Source organism: Sphingobium sp., assembly GCF_033795625.1.
Taxonomy (GTDB): domain Bacteria; phylum Pseudomonadota; class Alphaproteobacteria; order Sphingomonadales; family Sphingomonadaceae; genus Sphingobium.
Window position 1 is genome coordinate 1 of record NZ_JARYGI010000037.1, and the last position, 20,540, is coordinate 20,540.

20 protein-coding genes and 2 pseudogenes are annotated in these 20,540 nt (G+C 61.2%); 19 read left to right on the forward strand and 3 right to left on the reverse strand.

Annotated features, from left to right (window positions below; genetic code table 11):
- On the reverse strand, positions 1 to 473 hold a 473-nt coding region (locus QHC67_RS15380), incomplete at its 3' end, for a helix-turn-helix domain-containing protein (protein WP_319295599.1).
- Between the two features lie 165 nt (positions 474 to 638).
- Positions 639 to 1,205 (reverse strand): hypothetical protein, encoded by a 567-nt coding sequence (locus QHC67_RS15385; RefSeq protein ID WP_066608927.1) that lies wholly within the window; start codon positions 1,203 to 1,205, stop codon positions 639 to 641.
- A gap of 264 nt (positions 1,206 to 1,469) precedes the next feature.
- Between QHC67_RS15385 and QHC67_RS15390 the strand changes: the two genes are divergently transcribed.
- From QHC67_RS15390 to QHC67_RS15480, 19 genes and pseudogenes are all read left to right on the forward strand, one after another.
- Positions 1,470 to 2,228 (forward strand): autoinducer binding domain-containing protein, encoded by a 759-nt coding sequence (locus QHC67_RS15390; RefSeq protein WP_319295643.1) that lies wholly within the window; start codon positions 1,470 to 1,472, stop codon positions 2,226 to 2,228.
- 244 nt (positions 2,229 to 2,472) lie between these two features.
- Entirely contained in the window at positions 2,473 to 2,835 is a 363-nt protein-coding gene (locus QHC67_RS15395; RefSeq protein ID WP_319295603.1) for a hypothetical protein, read from the forward strand.
- Positions 2,832 to 3,506, forward strand: a complete 675-nt coding sequence (locus tag QHC67_RS15400; protein ID WP_066608931.1) for a lytic transglycosylase domain-containing protein — start codon at positions 2,832 to 2,834, stop codon at positions 3,504 to 3,506. The genes QHC67_RS15395 and QHC67_RS15400 overlap by 4 nt, the downstream gene beginning before the upstream one ends.
- Positions 3,503 to 3,844 (forward strand): TrbC/VirB2 family protein, encoded by a 342-nt coding sequence (locus QHC67_RS15405; RefSeq protein ID WP_319295605.1) that lies wholly within the window; start codon positions 3,503 to 3,505, stop codon positions 3,842 to 3,844. The genes QHC67_RS15400 and QHC67_RS15405 overlap by 4 nt, the downstream gene beginning before the upstream one ends.
- Positions 3,845 to 3,854: 10 nt before the next feature.
- Positions 3,855 to 4,190, forward strand: coding sequence for a type IV secretion system protein VirB3 (locus QHC67_RS15410; RefSeq protein WP_056366786.1), 336 nt, complete (start codon positions 3,855 to 3,857; stop codon positions 4,188 to 4,190).
- On the forward strand, positions 4,183 to 6,600 hold the full coding sequence (locus QHC67_RS15415) for a VirB4 family type IV secretion/conjugal transfer ATPase (protein WP_319295611.1): 2,418 nt from the start codon (positions 4,183 to 4,185) through the stop codon (positions 6,598 to 6,600). The genes QHC67_RS15410 and QHC67_RS15415 overlap by 8 nt, the downstream gene beginning before the upstream one ends.
- A gap of 4 nt (positions 6,601 to 6,604) precedes the next feature.
- Positions 6,605 to 7,315 (forward strand): type IV secretion system protein, encoded by a 711-nt coding sequence (locus tag QHC67_RS15420; RefSeq protein ID WP_319295613.1) that lies wholly within the window; start codon positions 6,605 to 6,607, stop codon positions 7,313 to 7,315.
- Entirely contained in the window at positions 7,312 to 7,539 is a 228-nt protein-coding gene (locus QHC67_RS15425; RefSeq protein WP_319295615.1) for an EexN family lipoprotein, read from the forward strand. Before QHC67_RS15420 ends, QHC67_RS15425 begins: the two co-directional genes overlap by 4 nt.
- Before the next feature lie 18 nt (positions 7,540 to 7,557).
- Positions 7,558 to 8,502: a type IV secretion system protein gene (locus tag QHC67_RS15430; RefSeq protein ID WP_319295617.1), complete on the forward strand. Its 945-nt coding sequence runs from the start codon at positions 7,558 to 7,560 to the stop codon at positions 8,500 to 8,502.
- Positions 8,499 to 8,834 carry a hypothetical protein gene (locus tag QHC67_RS15435; protein WP_169793965.1) on the forward strand — a complete coding sequence of 112 codons (336 nt, stop codon included), beginning with the start codon at positions 8,499 to 8,501 and terminating at the stop codon, positions 8,832 to 8,834. The genes QHC67_RS15430 and QHC67_RS15435 overlap by 4 nt, the downstream gene beginning before the upstream one ends.
- A gap of 2 nt (positions 8,835 to 8,836) precedes the next feature.
- A complete protein-coding gene (locus tag QHC67_RS15440; RefSeq protein WP_287213654.1) occupies positions 8,837 to 9,526 on the forward strand; it encodes a virB8 family protein in 690 nt (229 codons plus the stop codon).
- Entirely contained in the window at positions 9,523 to 10,380 is an 858-nt protein-coding gene (gene virB9 / locus QHC67_RS15445) for a P-type conjugative transfer protein VirB9 (protein WP_319295622.1), read from the forward strand. The genes QHC67_RS15440 and virB9 overlap by 4 nt, the downstream gene beginning before the upstream one ends.
- Positions 10,381 to 10,385: 5 nt before the next feature.
- Positions 10,386 to 11,602 (forward strand): annotated as a pseudogene (gene virB10, locus QHC67_RS15450) (type IV secretion system protein VirB10).
- A gap of 2 nt (positions 11,603 to 11,604) precedes the next feature.
- Positions 11,605 to 12,609: a P-type DNA transfer ATPase VirB11 gene (gene virB11 / locus QHC67_RS15455; RefSeq protein WP_319295624.1), complete on the forward strand. Its 1,005-nt coding sequence runs from the start codon at positions 11,605 to 11,607 to the stop codon at positions 12,607 to 12,609.
- Complete coding sequence (locus tag QHC67_RS15460; RefSeq protein WP_319295626.1) at positions 12,575 to 14,587, forward strand: type IV secretory system conjugative DNA transfer family protein; 2,013 nt, start codon at positions 12,575 to 12,577, stop codon at positions 14,585 to 14,587. Before virB11 ends, QHC67_RS15460 begins: the two co-directional genes overlap by 35 nt.
- Positions 14,568 to 15,521: an LPD7 domain-containing protein gene (locus QHC67_RS15465; protein ID WP_413818552.1), complete on the forward strand. Its 954-nt coding sequence runs from the start codon at positions 14,568 to 14,570 to the stop codon at positions 15,519 to 15,521. The genes QHC67_RS15460 and QHC67_RS15465 overlap by 20 nt, the downstream gene beginning before the upstream one ends.
- A gap of 255 nt (positions 15,522 to 15,776) precedes the next feature.
- Positions 15,777 to 16,607: a type IV toxin-antitoxin system AbiEi family antitoxin domain-containing protein gene (locus tag QHC67_RS15470; protein WP_319295629.1), complete on the forward strand. Its 831-nt coding sequence runs from the start codon at positions 15,777 to 15,779 to the stop codon at positions 16,605 to 16,607.
- Positions 16,607 to 17,440 (forward strand): nucleotidyl transferase AbiEii/AbiGii toxin family protein, encoded by an 834-nt coding sequence (locus QHC67_RS15475; RefSeq protein ID WP_319295630.1) that lies wholly within the window; start codon positions 16,607 to 16,609, stop codon positions 17,438 to 17,440. Before QHC67_RS15470 ends, QHC67_RS15475 begins: the two co-directional genes overlap by 1 nt.
- Positions 17,441 to 17,596: 156 nt before the next feature.
- A pseudogene (locus QHC67_RS15480) lies at positions 17,597 to 17,834 on the forward strand (integrase); the annotation flags it as partial.
- Positions 17,835 to 17,929: 95 nt separating this feature from the next.
- Here the strand turns inward: QHC67_RS15480 and QHC67_RS15485 are convergent.
- Positions 17,930 to 20,185 (reverse strand): AAA family ATPase, encoded by a 2,256-nt coding sequence (locus tag QHC67_RS15485; RefSeq protein ID WP_319295632.1) that lies wholly within the window; start codon positions 20,183 to 20,185, stop codon positions 17,930 to 17,932.
- Between the last annotated feature and the right edge of the window lie 355 nt (positions 20,186 to 20,540).

Genomic DNA, 20,540 nt, shown 5'->3' on the forward strand with positions numbered 1-20,540 from the left:
CCGCGATCCTCAAACCACCAATGCTTCGAGCCGTCGATCTGGATCAGTTCACCCCGACAGTCCCGCCGATAACGCGGTTGATACGGGCGAGGGCGACGGGCATCGCGATCTTTCCAGAGCCCCGCTTTTATCATGAATTGGCGTAGCGTCTCGGAGGCTAGGTGGATATCGTGCCGCTCCGCCAGATACTCGCGGGCCAGGGTTGGCCCGAAATCATGATAATGCTCGCGCACGATCGCGACGACGCGCTCGCGGAAATTGTCATCATACCGTCGGTTGCTTGGCCGGCCACGCTTACACGAGACCAATCCTTCGGGACCAGCTGCATGTAATCGTGACAGCAGCCGAAATATCTGCCTTCGGCAAAGGCCCAATAGCGCTGACGCATCCTCAACACGCAGTTCGCCGCGCTCGACCCGCAGCAGCGTATCGTAACGGGAAAGCTCGCCGTGGCTCATGCCAATCACCATCATAAGCGCCAACTCCTGAATCAGGAGATGACCATGCCACCGATGAGCCGCGTGGTGACGTCGAGAGTGACATCTCTAACTAGCGGAGGGGTGACATTTCTATCTAGCGCTTACAAATTCTTAGTTTGATAATAATGGTTATGTTAAATTCTGCCGATTCCGGGGCTATCAGAACACGAGTTCAGCCTGGCGTGGAACCGCTCTTGGCTGTTCTTGTCTGCCGCCAATCAGACCGCGCGCGCACCCTGCCAAAATATAAACGGCTTGGCGCTGCGCGCCGCGATTATGGTGATCGACGCAATAGCCTTGATAGTGACGCTTGAGCAAGCCAGCGCGCACCAGTTCCGACACCGCCCGGCTCACATTCGTCTTGCCCGAAGCCCGTACCTGCTCACGGATGGCGTCTTCGACCATAGCCGTGGCCTGACCCTCATCCATCGGCAACGCGCCGGACATTGCCAGATCGCTGCGTATCCGCTCTTCCAGGGTTACGCGACGGGGGTCGCGCTGCCCCATTGGCGTCAGCGCATCGCAAAGCCAGTCACGCAAGGGAATGAGACCGCCGCCTTTGGCTACCAACGGCCCTGCGCTGCCGTCGGAACGGGAAACTTGGGCAATCAGGTTGAGCACCATGAAGGCGTAGCGCGGCCGAGACGAGGACCGCGCAAGCATCTCCAACAAGGACGGCATATCCAGTTGCTGGTGGCTGTCGCCGATGATCGGAGCGTGCAACATAACGGGATTGAATCAAGCACATATGGGGGGTGAAGTGAATCCCATTTGGCCGGTGGCTTCATCATTTTGTCGGCTGTGACACTTTGCCCGGAGGTAAAGTGTCACGCGCGCCCTTTCATCATCGCACCGGGCAACTTCCGGCTAGGACGACCTGTGCATTTGTTGCGGGGAGCTGCCCGCAGAACGCATCCGGTCTTGTTTTTCAATGGCTTCGCCGAACGGTGACTGGACGAAACCGCTATCGAAATGCGAATCGTTCGCACTATGAGTAGTCTCGAGGATGCCGGCCGCTTGGGCGATATCACCGCATTCGAAGCCGAATGTCGGCAGGCGACGACGCTCGATCAGCTCAAATCCTTGCTCGATGCGATTGTGCGCCAGTTCGGATTCCGCTGGTTCGCATTGGTGCACAATGTCGACCTGAAACGCACCACCCGAAAAGCCCTGCTGATAACCACCTATCCGGCGCGCTGGGTCGAGGAGGTAATAGACGCGCGCCTCCATCTTGACGATCCCGTACACGTCGCCTGCGCCAAGACCGTGTCCGGGCTCACTTGGGATCAAATCGGCGATTATATCGCGCCCAATGCCCGCCAGCTTTCGATCCTTGAACGGGGTCGCGCGCATGGACTGGCATCTGGGTTTACTATGCCGATCAGGATGCGCGATGAGCCTGACGCGATGTTTACAGTAGCGCGGCAAGGCGATGAGACGATCCCAAGCCCGGACCTTCTCTGTGCCCGATTGATTGGCACGGTTGCGTTCGACCAGGCCCGAACCCTTCTCGGTCCCGATGAACTGGCAAACGTGCCAATAGCGCTCAGCCCGCGCCAGATCGACTGCATTGATCTGGTGGCACAGGGCAAGAGCGACTGGGAGATCGGACAGATTCTGGGTCTGAGCCGCGACACTGTTCATGAATATGTCGAAGGTGCGCGCCGGCGGTATGGCGTGCGTCGCCGGACCCAGCTCGTGCTTCGCGCGGTCCGAGACGGACATCTGAACATCGACGCGCTCGTCTAGAAGCGTCGCTCCCCACGATAGCGAATAGGCGCTTCAGGTCTCTTCGACTTGAGGCTCAAGAGGTGGCTGGCGATCAACGCCGCCCTCCCTGCATTCCTGCCGTCTTGCACGACGTTCTACCTCCCCTCCCCCCTTGTGGGGGGATTGCCCGAAATTGCCCCACCGGGTTCAAAAGAGAGGTGATTTTCAACGGAGAGTGGTCGGCGCATTTTAATGCAGCGGCGCTGAAAAGCGGAGAAATCAGATGCAGCGCCTGCGCCTTGCCCTTGCCGTGCCGATCGTGGCGATGTCCGCCCAGGGGGCTCCTGCGTCCGCCAACGATCTGGGCTGCCAGGTTTTGCTTTGCCTCTCGAACCCGGGCGGTGCGACCCAGTACCCCGCCTGCGTGCCGCCCATGGTGAAGCTCTGGGAGCGTTTGGCATTGGGCGGTTCATTCCCCGGCTGCTCCGGTGGCGGCGTTGCGAAGACCAAGGTCTATAATCGCGATTCCGCTTCGCGGCGCCGGGTGGTGATGACGTTCACCGACGGGCGGCAGCAAACCTATTCGCTTGCGAATATTGAACGCTTGCCAACGTCTCCCAGCGAACCCGGGACCACATCACAATGATCCTCGAGCTCGCAACCGTGGTCGGACTGGCGCAGCAATGCGCACCATCGGTTGCGGTCGAAACGCTTGTGTCGGTCGTCCACACCGAGAGTCATTTCAACCCCTATGCCATCGGCGTGAATGCGAAGGGCGTTGCCGCACCCCATCCCAGCGATCGGGTGTCGGCCGCCGCAGCCGCGCGATCGCTCATTGCCCGCGGTTACAACATCGATCTTGGCCTGGGGCAAATCAACAGCGCAAATCTCAGGTGGCTTGGCCTGTCGGTCGATGACGCTTTCGATCCCTGCCGTAATCTCGCCGCAGCCGCACGCGTGCTGGCTTCCAACTATCTGAACGTTGTGCGCTCCAGCCCTTCTACAGAGGTGGCCATCGCGACCGCCATGTCGATGTACAATACGGGCAGTCGTTCGCGCGGGTTCGGAAATGGCTACGTCGGCCGCGTCTATGCGTCGTCGAGTGTCGTCGTGCCGGCGATCAGGCGCCAAGCGATCCCAGAACCCGCCGCTTTGCCCGCGCCAGTGAAGCCGGAACCCACAGTCGCGCAGCCTTCGGCGGAGGTTCGCTCGCCGCGCGTCCAAGAGGCATGGGACACCACTGCGGGGCCGCAGACGGCATCATTGATGGTCTTTGGGGGAGCATCCAACAGTTCACCGAAAGGACAATCCGAATGACTGCCTTAGCGACCAGTTCCAAGATATGGTTGACGCCGCGGCGGCGCACTTTCGCGCAATATCTGGCACTGTTTTTCGCGGTCATTGCGGTGTCGCTCCTGCTCACCGATCCGGCCCATGCCCAAGCGGCCGACGGCGTCACGTCGATGGCCGAGAATATCAAGACCTGGCTGACCGGTACTTTTGCGAAAACGATCGCGGTGATCGCGGTCGTCATCGTGGGTTTCATGTTCTTCACCGGGCGGGCAAGCCTGGGGCTCTTGGTCACCGTCATCGTCGGCATCTTCATCGTGTTCAGCGCACAGTGGATCGTCGATACCATCACTGGCGGCGCGTGAGTGCGCTGTGATGGACGATGAAAAACTCAGGGAAGAAACGCTCTTCCTGGCCGTGACCCGGCCGACGATGTGGTTGGGCGTTCCGATCGAAGCATCGCTGCCGATCGCGCTGGCGGCGTGCCTGACGCTCATCGTCACCGGCAACCCGCTTTACGCTTTTGCGCTAGCCGGGGCCTTTCTGGCCATAGCCCGGCTGATCGTGCGGCACGACGCAAACGCCTTCCGCCTCTTGTGGCTCTGGACAACGACAAAGGCTCGCTGTCGCAACCGGGGATGGTGGGGCGGTAGCTCTTACTCGCCCCTGCCGATCGATGGGGCGAAACGCCGGGGCTTTGCACATGGCTAGCCGGGCCAGTTCGTTGGGCGGCGCTGCCGCCCGGACGCCGTGGCGGATCCTCAAGAACGAGGCCGACCCCGCGCGCTATCTCCCCTATGCGCGTCATATCGACGACAACATCATTGCGCTCGACGGGCGCGACCTCATGATGATGTTCAAGCTCGACGGCCTTGCATTCGAGACGGCCGACCCAATCCATCTCAACGATTGGCACGAAAAGCTCAACGGCACGTTGCGCAATATCGCCGATGACCGTCTGGCGATCTGGACGCATATCGTCCGCCGGCCGATCACGGACTATCCCGAAGGCGAGTTTCGCTCGGCCTTTGCGGCCGATCTCGATGCAAAATACCGCGCGCGGGTGACCGCCAAGCGGATGTTCGTCAACGAACTCTACCTGACCCTCATCATGCGGCCGTCGGTCGGATCGGCTGATCGTACCGGCGTACTGCTTCGACGCCTGGCATCGGCGCGCAAAGAGGGGACCGAAGTCGATGAGGACGAGCTTGCCCGCTTTGAGGACAAGGCGCGTGACATTGAGAAGCTCCTCGCACGCTGCCGGCCCCAACGCCTCCACTTGTACGAGCATAATGGCCTGATGTTCTCGCAGCCACTCGAGGTGTTTGAACTGGTGATGATGGGCCGCGCTGGCAGGGTGCCCCTGGTCCGCGGCCATCTCGGCTCCGCCATCTATGGGGAACGGGTGATCTTTGGCCGCGAGACGGTCGAGGTCCGGGCGCATGATGCGAGCCGATTCGTCGGCCTTTTCGGCATCCGCGAATATCCGGCCATGACGCGGCCAGGACAGATGAACGCGCTCCTGAGCCAAGATTTCGCATTCGTCGTGACGCAGTCCTTCGCGTTCATGGGCAAAGCGCGGGCCTCGGAGCGCTTGCGCCGTCGGCAGAACCAGATGGCCTCGACGGAGGATGCCGCTGCAAGCCAGGCGCTTGAACTGGCCGACGCGGCCGATGATCTGCAGAGCAATCGGTTCGTCCTGGGCGAACATCATTTCTCGCTGGCGGTCTTCGGTGAAAATCAGAAGCGCCTGGCCGAAAATCTCTCGACCGCACGGGCCGCCCTTGCCGACGCGGGTCTGGTAGCCGCTCGGGAGGGTCCGGCGCTGGAGGCCGCCTTCTGGTCGCAGCTTCCTGGCAACTTCGCATGGCGTGCGCGGCCAGCGGCGATCACGTCACGCAATTTTGCCGCGCTCTCGCCGTTCCACACTTTCCCCGCCGGCAAGCCCGATGGCAATCACTGGGGTGCTGCGATCGCGTTGATGAAGACCGCGGCCCAGTCTCCCTTCTATTTCAACTTTCATGTGAACGATCTTGGCCACACGCTGATTATCGGCCCATCGGGCGGCGGCAAGACCGTCGTCCAGAATTTCCTGATGGCGCAGCTGGAGAAAACCGGCGCGCAGCAGATCTTCATCGACAAGGACCGAGGGGCCGAGATCTACGTGCGTTCATCCGGCGGCACCTATCTGGCGCTGCGCAATGGGGTGCCGACCGGGTTTGCGCCGCTGCGCGCGCTTGACCAGACCCCGGGCAACATCGTCTTCCTCGGCAGGCTGATCCGTCATCTGGTGACCCCTTCTGGCACCCAGCTCGGCGTCACGCAGGAGAGAATGATCGACGAGGGCATACTCTCGATCGGACGCCTTCCACCGGAGGAGCGGTCCATTCTCGCGCTTCGTCAATTGCTCGGACAGCGCGATCCGGAAGGGATAGGCGCTCGGCTTGAGAAATGGTCGCGCGGCGGCGCACTTGGTTGGGTGTTCGACAATGACCGGGATGAGTTGACTCTCGAGGCCCGATTCATCGGTTTCGACATGACGGATTTTCTGGACAATCCCGAGATCCGCACGCCGCTGATGATGTACATGTTCCATCGGATCGATGCGCTGCTCGATGGCCGTCGCCTCGTGATCGATATCGACGAGTTCTGGAAGGCGCTGGGCGATGATGAGTTCCGCGCCTTCGCGCAGGATGGCCTGAAGACCTACCGAAAGCAGAATGCCTTTCTGGTGTTCGGGACGCAAAGCCCGGCTGACGCTCTGCGATCGGACATCTCGCATAGCATCATGGAGCAGGTCGCTACCAAGATCCTCTTGCCCAACCCCCATGGCCGGGAGGTTGATTATATCGATGGACTCGGCCTCACCCGCGCCGAGTTCAAGCTCATCAGAAACGATCTGATCCCCGAAAGCCGGCGGTTTCTGGTCAAGCAGGGTCACGATTCCATCGTGGTGGAACTCGATCTCGGCGGCCTGTCCGACGAGCTGGCCGTGCTCTCGGGCACCACCGAAACCGTCGGAATCCTCGATCAGGTTCGCCGCGAACATGGCGACAATCCCAGCCACTGGCTGCCCGTCTTTCACGAGCGCCGCCGCGCCACCACCAGAAGGAAAGGATAAGGTCATGAAAGCAATACGAGCGCTCGCGATTGTCGGCGGATTGGCAATCTCCGTGCCGGCCTTCGCACAGGGCATCCCGGTCTATGATTCCAGTACGTTCCTGCAGACCCTCTCGACGGTGAAGAACACCCTGTCGATGATCGAACAGGGGAAGCAGCAGATTTCCCAGGCCACCGACATGTTCAACAGCGTCAACAAGCTGACGAACGTCAATCAGATTGCCTCGTCTCTGAACACCGACGCCGTTCGTCACCTCTTGCCAAGCGAAGCACGGGACATTCAGCGCCTTATGTCTTCGGACACGACAGGCCTCGGCAGTCTTGGATCTTCCGCAGATCGGATTCGCAGCAACTATCGGGTCGATCTTCCTGTGCTCCGCCCTGACGCGACCGCTTTCGAGCGTTCAAGCCGCGATTCAATCTCCCGCAATGGCGAAATGGCAGCGCGTGACGCGGCGATTGCCGAGGCAGCATATGGCGTCACCGCCCAGCGGACGACGGGTCTCGAGGAACTGCGCTCGTCGCTGGACACTGCGTCTGACGCGAAGGACGTGATGGATATTCAAGCCCGTGTCGGGGTGGAAAATGCTCATATCCAGAACGACTCGGTGCAACTCCAGGCTCTTACAATGAGGCAGCAGGCGGAGCAGCGCATTCGATCGCAGCAGGAGAGCGAGCAAATCTTAGCAAGTAAGCTTGGGAGCCTTCATCAATGAAGGCAACCATCTTCAGGGCATTTGTGCTTTTGGTCCCGGCGTTTCTGGTGGCGTGCCAACCCCCCGCCCGCGGAAAGGATTACCTCAAAGCTCACCCGCAAGAGCTCGCGGAAGTCCTGAAGGCGTGCGCCGATGGCACGCATCGCGACGCACAGGAATGCTCGAACGCAGAAAGTGTGAAGACGCTCGATCAAAAGCTGCGCTCGCTGTCGCCGGCCCATTAACCGTGATGGAAAGATGAGATGGCCGACGGGCTCTTCACCACGCTTTACACGAACATCGACGGCAAGCTCGACATGTTCCTCAACGAGCGCCTGAACAATGTCATCGAGGTTGTGCGTGGCCCACTCGCGCTTGGTTTGGTCATCTACATCGCGCTGTTCGGCTACATGGTGATGCGCGGCATCGTCAGCGAGCCGTGGGGCGAGCTTGTCTACCGAATGGTGAAACTGTGTTTGCTATACGTTGCGGCCACGACGGTCGCCTACACCGAGTGGGTAACAAACCCCCTGTTCCACGGCATGCCTGATGCAATCTCGCAGGCGTTGGCGGGGCATACCGTCACGAGCGTTGGCAGCGTGTTCGACGACTATTTCAGCCAGTGTGACGTTATCATCGCGAGGATCGAGACCGAGGCGGCAACGTACAGCGATATCAACCCCTATAAGCTCGTTTTGTACGTTCTGAGCCTCGGCCTGAAAGCGCTGGCCGGACTGTCTGCGGCGATCGGGTTCTCGATCACGGTTTTCGCGAAGGTAGCGCTCGCCATCATCATCGCGCTCGGACCGATCTTTATCGCGCTTTCTCTCTTTGAGACTACGCGCAGACTGTTCCACGGTTGGCTAGGGCAGGCATTCAACTTCATCGTTCTGATGGCCGTAATCATCGCCATTACGGCCTTGATTACCGACCTTGGTGCGACCGCGATCACTGCGTCGGAAGGTGTCGGAGACGCGGCGCTGGGTGCGGTACTCTTCGCCGTCTATATCTTTCTGGGAACGATCTTCTTCTTTCAGGCCCCCTCGATCGCAACCGGCATAGCCGGCGGGGCTTCCGCCGGTGTCGGTGCCTTTGCCGGCTCGGCGTGGGGGACCGTGGCGGCGCCGTTCCAGCAACGTCGCGTCGCCCGCAACAGTCGCAATCTCGAAAAGGCCGCTCAGCAGGGCGGTTCGGTGAGCCGCGCATGACGAAGGAAGCATCTTTGACGAGGCCATCCACCATAATCCGCGTGCTCCGTCGATCGGCAGTCATCATCGCCCTGCTCCCGTCACTCGCCCAAGGGGCATCGGGGCCGAAGAAACTACCCGTCTGCAACGGCAAACATCTGCGCGAGGTGAACATCTACGGGAGCGTGCTGCCGGGCTCGCCGATCCCGGCAATCGTCGCACCCCCTGCCCCGCCGCCCGTGCCGCAGATCAAACAGCCAGTTGATGCCGGCACTCCGCCCCCGCCCGTTCCCGCCCCGCTTCCCGAGAAGACGTCCGCGCGCGCGACCCCCGGCACCTTTGGGAGTTGCTGATCATGCGGAACCAGACCGAAGGCGTGCCGGCAAAAGACGCTGAACTCTATTTCGGGCATGCCCGATCCTGGGATCAGGACCGTCAGCGCAAATCGTTGCGATCCGAACGCATCGCCTGGGTCGTGGCCGGCTTGGCGCTGCTTGCCACGACCGCGGAGGGCTTCGCTCTTGCGGGCCTCGCCCCGCTGAAGACGGTCATGCCGTACATCATTCGCGTCAATCAGACGACGGGCGCGGTTGATGTGCAGACTACCCTCACCCAGAAGCCGATGCGCTATGATGAGGCGGTCACGAAATTCTTCCTCGCACAATATGTCAGGGCGAGGGAGAGCTGGTTGCCGGCGGCGGCCGAGGAGAATTTTCGCGCTGTTACCATCCTGTCCGAACCAGGCGAGCAGCAGCGCTGGGGCAGGTTTTTCAGCTCGAACAATGCCGCGAGCCCACAGGTTGTCTGGGGCAAGGGTGCGGTCGTCCAGGCCCGCGTGCGCAATATTGCCTTCATTAACGATCGGGTTGCAAACGTCCGCTTCACGCGGACGGTGCAGACAGACACCGATACGCAGAGCAGCGACTGGATCGCGACCGTCACCTTCCGGTACACGAATGCGCCGATGGCGGAGGGCGACCGCTATCGCAATCCATTGGGCTTCCAGGTCGAGAATTACCGCGCGGACCCCGAGGTGGTGCGATGAACCGCGTTCTCTCCATAGCGAGTCTTCTCGCCGTAATAGCGACACCAGCCCTGGCGGAGGACACACCGCGCGGTGGGCCGGCGGATCCGCGCGTGAAGTTCGTCGAATATCAGGAGACCCAGGTCTACCGGATCGTCGGCACATTTCGGACGGCGACCCAGGTGGTGCTCGGCGCCGATGAGACGATCGAACATGTTGCGCTTGGCGACACCATCTCATGGGAAGTGGCGGTTGCCGGACATATCCTGTTCCTGAAGCCCCGCGAGCGGGCGGGACCGACCAACCTCATCGTCACGACCAATCGCGGCGGCGAGCTGCGCAACTACGCCTTCGAACTGACCGCACGCCGGGGACCGATCAGCAGCGGGAGCCGCGACACATTCTTCCAGGTGCGGTTTCGCTACCCGCGCGATGAAGCCGATCGCGCCGCTCGCATGCGCGCCACCCAGGAGGCGCAGCGCGTTGCCGCGCTGCAGGCGAACGCCGTTCGGGGAGCCCTTGACCACGGTGTCATCGATGGACCGCGCAATCTGAACTACAAGGTCCAGGGTGACAGTGATCTTCAGCCGTCGGAGATCTCCGACAACGGCCAGTTCACGGTCCTGCGTTTCCCCGGCAACCATGAAATCCCGGCGATCTATCTGGTGCGACCGGACGGCTCGGAGTCCTTGGTCCCGTTCGATGTCCGGGACGAGTTTGTGGTCGTCCACGCCGTGGCGGCTCAACTGCGCCTGCGCCGGAACCGGGAGGTGCTGTGCATCTATAATCTCGCGCCAACACCTTATGGCGTCGATCACGGCACCAACACCGCATCGCCGCATGTCGAGCGCACCATACAAGACCCGAAGGAGTGAGTGCGATGGACGAGACTTCGGCCGAGGCCACTCGCCGCCCGCAGGGCGATCCAACACCTGAACGCGACGAAATCATCCGCGAGCGCGGCATCGACCCGATTGGAGGGATGACAGCGGCAAAGCGGAATACCGCCCTGATTTTCGCGGGGACGGCGATGGTGCTCGGCATTCTGTGGGTGAACTCGGGACCGAGCAAGACCGGCTCGAGTTTGATGGGAAAGCCCGAGGCAATGGCCAAACGACCCGATCTCGCGGCGCGCGAAACGGTCGCATATGATGCTGTCGCAGCGAAACCAAGCCGCTCGGCGCCGTGAGCGCCGATCCCAACGCGCCTGTCCTCAATCCTCCGCCGACCGTTGGCCCCGATGGACAGATCGTACCGGCAATACAACCCGGAGCGCAGCCAGCGGCGGCACCGCAGAACACGCGCCAGAACTTGGCCGATCAGGCACGTCGTTCGACCTTGATTGCCTATGGCGGCCGCGATGCGCTCCAAGCTCCAGCGGGCTCTAACGGTGCTGGCTCCGATACCGGCAATGCGGGCACAGCTGGCGACGGCTCGACCGATCCGGCGGTCCGTAGCGCGCCCAATGCGCTCGATGCGCTTCGTCAGAGTTCGGCCGTTGGCGAGGCACGCGCCACGATGCTGCCCAATCGCAACTATCTCGTCACCGCCGGCACGCTGATCCCGTGCATTCTTCAGACCGCCATGAATTCGGCGCAGCCTGGTTACACGTCGTGCCTGATCCCGCGCGACGTCTATTCGGAGAATGGCCGCGTCGTGCTGATGGAGAAGGGCACCAAAGTTCTCGGCGAATATCATGGCGGCATCCAGCAAGGGCAGAACCGCCTGTTCGTGTTGTGGACGCGCGCCGTCACGCCGCAGGGCGTGCGCATCGATCTGGCTTCGCCGGGGTCGGATGCCCTTGGCCGCGCAGGCATCGCAGGGTCCGTGGACACCTTCTTCTGGGCGCGCTTCGGTAGCGCACTGCTGCTCTCGCTGGTCGACGACGCCGCCTATATCGCCGGGCAATCCGTCTCCGGCGGGAGCAACAATTTCAACAACACCACGCGCACGCCGAGCGAGGGGGCAAGCATCGCGCTCCAGAACAGCATCAACATTCGCCCGGTGCTGAAAAAGAACCAAGGCGAAGAGGTCGGGATATTCGTGGCCAAGGACTTCAACTTCGCCGACGTCTACAATCTCGAGTTGCGGCGCTGAGGATGAGCGATACCGCCGTCCTGCGCCATTATCTCGCACCGATCCTGCCGCTGCTGGAGCCGGTCGAGGTGACTGAGCTTGTCATCAACAAGCCCGGCGAGGTCGGCATCGAGGACCATCTGGGCTGGCATTGGCACAATGTCGCCGAGCTCGATAGCGAATGGCTCGCGACGCTCGCCGTCGCAGCGGCAAGCTTCACCCGGCAGGACGTGAATGCGGAGACGCCGATCTGCTCGACCATCCTGCCCGGAGGCGAGCGCTGCCAGATCGTAATTCCCTCGGTGACGCCAACTGGCGCGCCGTCCTTCACCGTCCGCAAGCCTTCGCGCGTAACCCTCGCGATTGACCAGCTCGCAGATTCGGGTCTGTTCACGAGCACGCGCGCCGCCGCGCAAGGCCTTGGCGAAGTCGATGCGCAGCTGATCGCGCAGCGCGATGTCGGCGATTGGCCCGCCTTTTTTCGAACGGCTGTCGCGGCCCGCAAGAACATCCTGGTCAGTGGCGCGACCGGTTCGGGCAAGACCACGTTTGCAAAAGCGCTGATCCAGCTGATCCCGCCCGAGGAACGGCTGCTGACGATCGAGGATACACGCGAACTTGTCGTCGAGCATCGCAACGTCGTGCACATGGTCTATTCAAGCGAGCGACAGGGGCTGGCGAAAGTTGGCCCCAAGCAATTGCTCGAAAGTGCGCTGCGCATGCGGCCCGATCGCATCCTCTTGCAGGAACTGCGCGACGGCACCGCCTTCTTCTATCTGCGCAACGTGAACTCGGGCCATCCAGGTTCGATCACGACCGTCCATGCCGGTTCGGCGATGGGCGCGTTCGAGCAGCTGACGTTGCTGGTCAAGGAATCCGAAGGCGGACGCGATCTGGCCCGCGACGATATCCGCGGGCTGCTGAACATGCTGGTCGACGTTGTCGTCCAGACCCGCAAACGTGCCGGAAAATTCGAAGTCGAGGAGGTGTATTTTGATCCACCTGTCGGACGCGCGACCGCTCACTAGGGCCGCGATCGTCGCGGGGATCCTTGCGGCAGCCTTGCTAGCCTGCGCTGTAATCGCGGTGATGGTTGCATTGCTCGGTCTGAACCAGATCGGCCCACGCATGCAGATCTCAGCGATACCGGTATGGCTTTGGTATTATCGCGCCGATCCGCTACTGCATCTGTGGCTAAAGCGCGGCGCGCTGGTCAGTGGCGCAATCGCTTTCGTCATCGTGCTGGTTATCCTCAAACGGGGACGCGCACTCCACGGCGAGGCGCGGTTCGCGCGTGAAAGCGAAATCCGGCGCGAACAATTGCGCAGTAAAAGCGGGATTATCGTCGGCCAGAAAAGCGGCCGCTATCTCGTATTCGGCGGCACCGAGCATGTCCTCCTCGAGGCGCCGACGCGCGCTGGCAAGGGCGTCGGCGTAGTGATCCCGAATCTTCTGAGCTGGGCTGACTCGGTCGTGGTGCTCGACGTAAAGCGGGAGAACTGGGACATCACCGCTGGCTTTCGCGCGCGGCATGGGCAGGCCGTTTATCTGTTCGATCCGCTTGATCCTGAAGGGCGAAGCGCCCGCTACAATCCCTTAAGCTTCATCGACCGGCTCGACGACACCGATGTGATCAATGAACTCCAGAAGATCGGCGGCATGCTGTTTCCAGCGCCGGAAAAGGCCGATCCGTTCTGGGCGGAAGCCGCGCGCGCCGCTTTTGTCGGCGTTGGCGCGCTCGTCGCGGCCAATCCCGCCCTCCCCTTCACGATTGGCGAAATCTATCGGCGACTGACGACGGGCGACCCCAAGGTCGAACTGCCCAAGGTCGTCGAAGAGGCCCAGCGGCGCGGCCAGCGGTTGAGCCAGGCCTGTGTGTCGGCATTGAGCGACTTCACCTCCGCGTCGGACAACACCTTTTCCGGCATCAAGCAGACGATCACCTCGAAGCTCAATTTGTGGCTCAACCCTTATGTCGACGCGGCGACGTCGGAGACCGATTTCGATCTGCGTCAGGTCCGGCGCGAGCGGATATCGATCTATCTTGGGGTGTCGCCCGACAATATCGACCGCATCGCTCCGGTCTATAATCTCTTCCTCCAGCAGCTGATCGATCTCAATACGCGGGAATTGCCCGAGAATGGCGGCCGCGTGCCGGTGCTCATTCTGCTCGACGAATTCGCCCGCCTCGGCAAGGCGCCGGTCATCGCATCGGCTTTTTCTTACGTTGCAGGCTACGGGCTTCGCCTGTTGCCCGTGATCCAGAGCCGGTCCCAGCCCCGCGGCATCTATGGCGCTGACGTTACCGACGAGATCATCGCCAATTGCGGACTGGAGATCGTGTTCACGCCCAAGGAACTGAAGGTCGCCAACGAACTCTCCGAGCGGCTCGGATTTTTCACGATGAACGTCAAATCGAAGAGCAGGACGATTCATGGCTTGCTCGCCAACCGCAGCATATCGGAATCGGACCAGCGCCGCGCGCTGATGATGCCGCAGGAGCTGATGCAGATGCCCAAGGGCGAGCTTCTACTGATGCGCGGCGGCATTCCGCCCGTCAGGGGCCGCAAGATCGAGTATTTCCGCTCGAAGCGCTTCACGAGCCGGATTAGTGATCCACCCAAGGTTGCACCCCGTCCGATCGCGATCAGCACAGTGTCGTCCGCCGCCAACATTGCAGGCGGGGCGAGCTGCAGCGATCCGTTGGCGCAGGCCCTTAGCGCGAAGAAGGCCGCCTTGTTGAGCGGCGGTCATGCGATCGCGCCGACAGAGCGGGCGGAACCTGTCATGCGCGCGCTCACCGGTGACGAGCTCTCCGGCTTTGCCGAAATCACCGATGACATGTTGGTGCTCGGCGACATGGTGGATCTACCACCGCCCGGCGACGAACAGGCCGCTATCGCCTTTGTCACGGCGATGACGGCCCGGGCCGTTCTCGAGCCCGTTGGCGCCGGCGACCCATCTCCAGAATTTGTGACCGAGAGGCATGACCATGGCAGAGAATGATTCCAAGCAATCCGGTACGGCCCGGACGAGTGCCAACAGCGTTGGCTTCGACGACGCCAAACAGCGCAAGACGGCTGCGCCAGAAAACTCCTCGCCCGGGGGACCAAAGGACGGGCCGACCGAAGCACCTGGTCATGTCGGCGCTGTCGGTGCGTCACGAAGTGCGCCCAAAGTGCATTCCCTCGAGGCGGGCGACGTGCCGGAAAGCGTTCGGAAGCGCTATTATGCCGACAAGGCGAAATGGTCGGGCGAACCCGCCTTTTTCACGACGGCGCAAGCAAAGGATCCCGCGTTTCGCGATCAGGGCCGACGTCTGGTCACGGCGACGGAGAGCCAGGAAGTCGTCAAAGATTTGGTGGCGATCGCACAACACCGCAATTGGGATCGGATTCACGTCACGGGCTCGGAAGAATTTCGGCGATCGGTCTGGATCGAGGCCAGTCAAAAAGGCCTTGAGGTACGTGGCTACAAGCCTAACGATCGCGAGCTTCAGGAGCTCGACTGGCTGCGCGGAGAGAAGAGCCGTAATACGATTGCACCTATGGCAGCTGCCCGTGGCGTCGATGCCGCCCGTGGGTCAACCACGATGAGCCGCGACAGCGACGGCAGTGGTTTGGAACGACCGGATGCCCGGCGCAGCGATCGTGGCAACACGCCGAATGATCGTGCGGCTGACAGCCAGATGCGCGTGATGGAAGCGGTGATCCGACGGACGTTGTTCGACAACCCCGAGGCGGTTGCGCGGGTGATGACAGTCGCCCGCACACAGCTTGATGCGCATATTGCGGCAGGACGGAACATCCGCCCGGCAATGGTCAAGGACGCCTCCCCCAGCGTCAGGCAGGATGTGGTCCGCAGCCGTGACCCAGCTACGCCCCCCATCCCTCGTCCAGGTCGTGAGCCCAAGCCTCAGGAACGCAGCCGCTCTCGGTGACTCGGGACCGGTCTTTTGTGCCGCAGCCCCTCTGCGACAAATGGGTTCGGCGATCACCCGCTGGTTTAAGAACTGGCACCTTTGTTCGGCTTGGCCGAACATTTATCGTGATCGATAAACCACGAGCGACGCAGCACCGAACCTGTCGGGACATATACTGTGCGCGCGAGCCGTCTCGCAAAGCGCGACGATCTTGCCGGATAATATAATCACTGTTATATCGAACGTGCCGGACATCGCTCATAGAGGCTCAAATTGCGCGAAGGATATAATCTAAAGACGCTTGGACCTCGGGCCGCCCAGCTGATCGTCGAACTTAACGAACGCCGTCAGCCGATCTTTTCGCTCGCGGACGTCACCGAGATCACAGGTCTGAGCCCGTCATCGGCACGCAGCCTCGTTGCGAACACCGAAGCGCGCGGCATCGTTACGCGCCTCAAGCCTGGCCTCTACAATCTGGTGCCCTTCGAGCGGGGCCGCGACACAGAGCATGTGAGCGATCCCTACCTCATCGCGAGGACTCTGGTTGGCGACGCGGACTACTTCATCTCCCACGGCAGCGCCCTCGAGCTGCACCGCATGGTCACCCAACCGCAGTTGGCCATCATCGTCTCCTGCACCAAACGGCTGCGCCCGCAGCACATCCACGGGTATGAGTTCCGCTTCGTCGACGTCAAACCGGAGGACTTCTTCGGCCTGACCGAGATCTGGATCACACCCGAAGAGCAGGTCCGGATCAGCGATCCCGAGCGGACCATCATCGATGGTCTCGACCATCCGCAATATGTCGGCGGCGTCACGGAGGTCGCCAAGGGACTCTGGATGAAGCGCGATACGCTACGGATCGAACTGATGATCGACTACGCGCTTCGTCTCGGCGTTGGCGCGGTAATCCGGCGCCTGGGCTATCTGCTGGAATTTTACGGGCTGGCCGATGCAGCCGCATTGGAGCCGCTGCGCGCGCGGCTGACCCCGACCTATCAGCGTCTCGATCCCCTGTTCCCCAATGAGGGCCGGATGCTGGCACGATGGCGTATCCGGCTCAACGTCGAGCCCGACGAACTTGATATAATCCGGAGCAGTTGATGATTCCCCAGCGCGATCTCTCCCGTATCGCCAACGGCCTTCTCAAGCCTCGCGGCCGCCGCGTGCCTGAGGCGGTGATCGAACGCGACTATTGCCTGGCTTGGTTCCTGACCGGTCTGGCCCAGCATCCTTTGCGCGAATTTCTAGCCTTCAAGGGCGGGACGGCATTGCGCCGCTGCTGGTTCGAGAATTACCGCTTCTCCGAGGATCTCGATTTTTCGCTGATCAAGCCGATCGAGCTGGACGCGATCCTCTCCGGCCTGAACGAGATCTTTGCCATCGTCGAGGCGGCGTCGAGCATCAACATGGCCTATGATCGACCCGACCGGCACGGTCATCAGAACACCCACACCTTCTATCTGAGCTATAAAGGCCCCCTGCCCGCGCGCAGCGACGTGAAAGTCGATATCACGATTGACGAGGTGTTCTGCTTCCCGCTGGCCGAGCGCCCGATCCTGCGGACCTTCGAGGAGTTTGCCGACCTGCCCGAAGGCCCGACCGTTCTGGCCTATAGCCTGGCGGAGATTTTCGTCGAGAAGCTGGCGGCCCTGTCGGACAAGGCCCGCACCGAGCCGCGTGATCTCTACGACCTTTGGAATTTGCTTGAGGAACGGGACATCCGACCAGCGGAATATCTTGGCGAGTTCACCCAGAAGCTCACTCTGCGGGAGCGCGCACCCAATGGGGTGACCGCAGCGATCGCCGCCAAGGAGAAGCGACTGGGCACGCTCTGGACTAAGCGCTTACAGCACCAGATGAGCGATTTGCCGCAGTTCGAAGGGGTGTTTCGGGAGGTTATGCGCGTTCTGCGCGAAGCCGATCTTCCAGAATAGGATTGAGAGTCCCGCTACCTGGCCCCGCAATGCCGCCCCTCGAGATTATGCACTGGCGATTATGGATATTGGTGTGTGCCTAACGGCAACGGACCGATGATGGGACATTTGAGACAGTCGGCTTCGGGAGCGTCCGATGGCGAACCCTGCCGTTCCTACACGATGTGGGAGGGCGCTATCCATCCCCTTTCGGTTGGTCTTGATTATCAGGCGATGATCCAGCGAGCAGCTGATCGCGGCGCGCTTGCTCGAGGGGATCAGCGCGCATTCCACGCGAATGGGGTTCAACCAGGATTTGTTTACGAGCGGTGAGGATCCTGTCGGCATCATGGATGCGTTGCGCTGGAAGAGTCCGCGGATGCCGCTCGCGTACAACCTTAACCTTGCTGCCTAACATGGTGCTGCAGGGCGCATTATGGCAAAGATTGGTAGTTTGGAGCCGACGTCCCCGGACGGCGAAACGGACCTAATTGGCGACCACGGTGCCGACTAGGAGGTGGCGAGCTTCTCAAGTCCCTCGTAATGAAGTGGTTCGAGGGTTTTGATCATCTCGAGCAGAAAAGTAACGTTCTTCTGTGTCTCGGCGACCAAGGCCGGATCGAAGCCCTTGCCGGTCGGATGAGAGAGGTCGTTGGAGAATTTATAGATAGCGGTCCTTTTATGCGGATCGAATGTGGTGCTTTCCAGCTTGGCATAGACGCTATTCTCGAAAGGTCTGTGAAATTCGAGGAACGTCTCCAGCACTTTCCGCGCCACGTTCGGAATATGATAGGCTGCGAGAATGGTCCCGTCGGACTTGAAATCATGCAGCAGCTTAAACAGAAAATTATATTCGCTCGGATGATCGAGTAGCAGTTTGTCGAGCGGCTGCAGGCACGCCTCGCGACTGGTCTCCGACTCGCTGCAGACGATCATGTAATAGGATTTCGTGCCAACCGATCTGGGAACGCTTTTCAGCCAGTTGAGCAGCAGTTTAAGAAAGTCGAAATTGTGAGTCAGCAGGAAAATCTGCTTGGCATCCTTCACCGCGTTCTTGAGAAACGCGAAGGCCTGGTAGATTGACGCGGCATCCATGCTAGAAATCGGATCGTCGATTACTACGATGCCCTCGACGAGATCGAAATCCTGATCGCCGAGCTGTACGATGAAATAGAGAAAGGCGATCGCGGTCTTTTCACCCTCGGACAGGCGTTTGGCAGCCTTGCCCCGCCGCAGCACGCGATATCCCTCGTTGCTGGATTCGAAGCGCAGGTCGGTGCGTCCCAGAAAATCGCGGAGCCGCTCAGTCATCTGCGCGCCGCCAGCATGTTCGCTCGAGACCTGCGCCTGCTTGGTTTCGTAGGAGACTCTGATCGCCGCAAGGCTGCGCGGGTCCGGCAGGTCGGAAGCACCATCGGTCAGGTTCGAGACGATCGCCTTTTGGGCTGCGATCCGCTGATCCAGATCACGCACCTGTACATCGATCGTCGACAGATAATGACGTTGGATTTGCGCGCGGGCGTCGGCTTTCGCGGCATCGAACTCTGCCGACTTGCGATTGTGCCGCTCGACGAGCGCTGCGAGCGTGGCGATTGCCGCTACCAATAAAGACAGGTCGATCAGGATCGTTGCCGAGCTCGCCGTGGACCGATTGAGCAGCTTGTCCTTGAGAAGCGCCGCGACGGCGTCCAGTTGGCCGACGACCTCGTCACGACGCCGCGTGATAACTTGGCACGCCGTCTCATATTCATCGCGAAGTTCAGCATAGAGCGCCGTTCTGGCAGGAAGCTCAAGCAACCCGAGCGCATCCCGGAGCGCATGCACGACATTCAGCGCCGCCAGGATATCGGATTTCAGGTGCTGATCCTCGACACCGAAATGCTCAGCAAGTGCGGCCATCCGGGCCGGCGGCAGTTGCTGATCGCAGAATTCGCAATGTGCAGAGCCGTGGTCCCGGTGGAGGGCGACGCCCTGTTCGACCCAAACCGCGATCCCGGGTTCCTCGACCAAGCGGCGCAGCACGCCCGCTTGGGCGGTGCGGGCGAGTAGGGCCGAGACCAATCCGGGCAGAGCTGCAGCGATGTCGACGAATGGGCCCGCCGGAAGGACCGGCCCGCCGCCGTAGCTGGCAAGCGTCGGGGACGTGATCACATCGAGCTGCTCCTGATGGACCGTCGCGCGATGCACTTCGAGCAGAGCATCGCTCAGAGGCGCCAGACCCCGCTCATTGGCGTAGGCGGCCTCGGCGTCGGGTTTGCGATAGCTGCGCAAGGTGCTGCCGCTCGTTGCCTCGCCAATGGTCTTGGCAATCGCCGAGAAGACCTTACCTTTGTCGCTATCGAGCTTGGTGATCGCTTTCTGCGCGACATCAATCGCGGCGCTCCGCTCGCCATGCAGTTTCTTCTCGGCGACGACGTCGTCCGCCAGCGCCTTGTTGTCTTCGCCGATGATGAGGATGTGACGAAGCGGAGCGTGGAATTGGCCGATATTCGCCTCGACATAGTCCGAGTTGAATACGCGGACCTTGCGCGCGTATCGCTGTCCCTTCGCGAGCACCCCGGACTGGCTATCGATCGAGAATTGGAGGTCGGCATATTCGGCATGTTCGCCAGTTTCCAGGCAGCCGAACAGACGGGAAAGCGTCGTCTTTCCTGATCCGTTCTCGCCGTAGACGATGTTATATCGGCCAAATTCGGGCAGCTCAGCCGTCGGTGTGAAGTCGCCAAATACACCCAGCCCCTGGATGCGCTTTATCGCGGTTAGCATATTGCGTCAGCGTCGTTTAGCCCGACCGGAACGTTGACGTCAGGAGATGACCCAAGGCAAAGCGACTGTGACGGCGCGAACCGGCGGCAGCCGCCCGCGATGACCTCGGAAATATGCATTCGTTCCCCCCACGCGACTCGGTCTGTCTACCAGACAGGCATCGTTTGGGTTGCACGGTATTCTGGAAGGCGGTGCAAGCAAAGCCCAGGAGGGTCCAAGTGTCTCCCGTCGCGGGCATCCGCCCCGCGCTTTAAGCTACACTACGCCGGCGGACACAGTCGGCTGAACGGCGACTAACGATCGACGGCCTCCCTTCGTTGAAAACCGCGAATTTGTGCCTGAATCACCGGCAGGG

What these genes read in the sequence shown, in the direction of transcription:
- QHC67_RS15465 (WP_413818552.1), top strand. Translation starts at nt 14,568, where the DNA reads ATGACCATGGCAGAGAATGATTCCAAGCAATCCGGTACGGCCCGGACG.
- QHC67_RS15435 (WP_169793965.1), top strand. Translation starts at nt 8,499, where the DNA reads ATGACGAAGGAAGCATCTTTGACGAGGCCATCCACCATAATCCGCGTG.
- virB11 (WP_319295624.1), top strand. Translation starts at nt 11,605, where the DNA reads ATGAGCGATACCGCCGTCCTGCGCCATTATCTCGCACCGATCCTGCCG.
- QHC67_RS15410 (WP_056366786.1), top strand. Translation starts at nt 3,855, where the DNA reads ATGGACGATGAAAAACTCAGGGAAGAAACGCTCTTCCTGGCCGTGACC.
- QHC67_RS15440 (WP_287213654.1), top strand. Translation starts at nt 8,837, where the DNA reads ATGCGGAACCAGACCGAAGGCGTGCCGGCAAAAGACGCTGAACTCTAT.
- QHC67_RS15485 (WP_319295632.1), bottom strand. Translation starts at nt 20,185, where the DNA reads ATGCTAACCGCGATAAAGCGCATCCAGGGGCTGGGTGTATTTGGCGAC.
- QHC67_RS15425 (WP_319295615.1), top strand. Translation starts at nt 7,312, where the DNA reads ATGAAGGCAACCATCTTCAGGGCATTTGTGCTTTTGGTCCCGGCGTTT.
- QHC67_RS15395 (WP_319295603.1), top strand. Translation starts at nt 2,473, where the DNA reads ATGCAGCGCCTGCGCCTTGCCCTTGCCGTGCCGATCGTGGCGATGTCC.
- QHC67_RS15385 (WP_066608927.1), bottom strand. Translation starts at nt 1,205, where the DNA reads ATGTTGCACGCTCCGATCATCGGCGACAGCCACCAGCAACTGGATATG.
- QHC67_RS15390 (WP_319295643.1), top strand. Translation starts at nt 1,470, where the DNA reads ATGAGTAGTCTCGAGGATGCCGGCCGCTTGGGCGATATCACCGCATTC.
- QHC67_RS15430 (WP_319295617.1), top strand. Translation starts at nt 7,558, where the DNA reads ATGGCCGACGGGCTCTTCACCACGCTTTACACGAACATCGACGGCAAG.
- QHC67_RS15415 (WP_319295611.1), top strand. Translation starts at nt 4,183, where the DNA reads ATGGCTAGCCGGGCCAGTTCGTTGGGCGGCGCTGCCGCCCGGACGCCG.
- virB9 (WP_319295622.1), top strand. Translation starts at nt 9,523, where the DNA reads ATGAACCGCGTTCTCTCCATAGCGAGTCTTCTCGCCGTAATAGCGACA.
- QHC67_RS15405 (WP_319295605.1), top strand. Translation starts at nt 3,503, where the DNA reads ATGACTGCCTTAGCGACCAGTTCCAAGATATGGTTGACGCCGCGGCGG.
- QHC67_RS15400 (WP_066608931.1), top strand. Translation starts at nt 2,832, where the DNA reads ATGATCCTCGAGCTCGCAACCGTGGTCGGACTGGCGCAGCAATGCGCA.
- QHC67_RS15420 (WP_319295613.1), top strand. Translation starts at nt 6,605, where the DNA reads ATGAAAGCAATACGAGCGCTCGCGATTGTCGGCGGATTGGCAATCTCC.
- QHC67_RS15475 (WP_319295630.1), top strand. Translation starts at nt 16,607, where the DNA reads ATGATTCCCCAGCGCGATCTCTCCCGTATCGCCAACGGCCTTCTCAAG.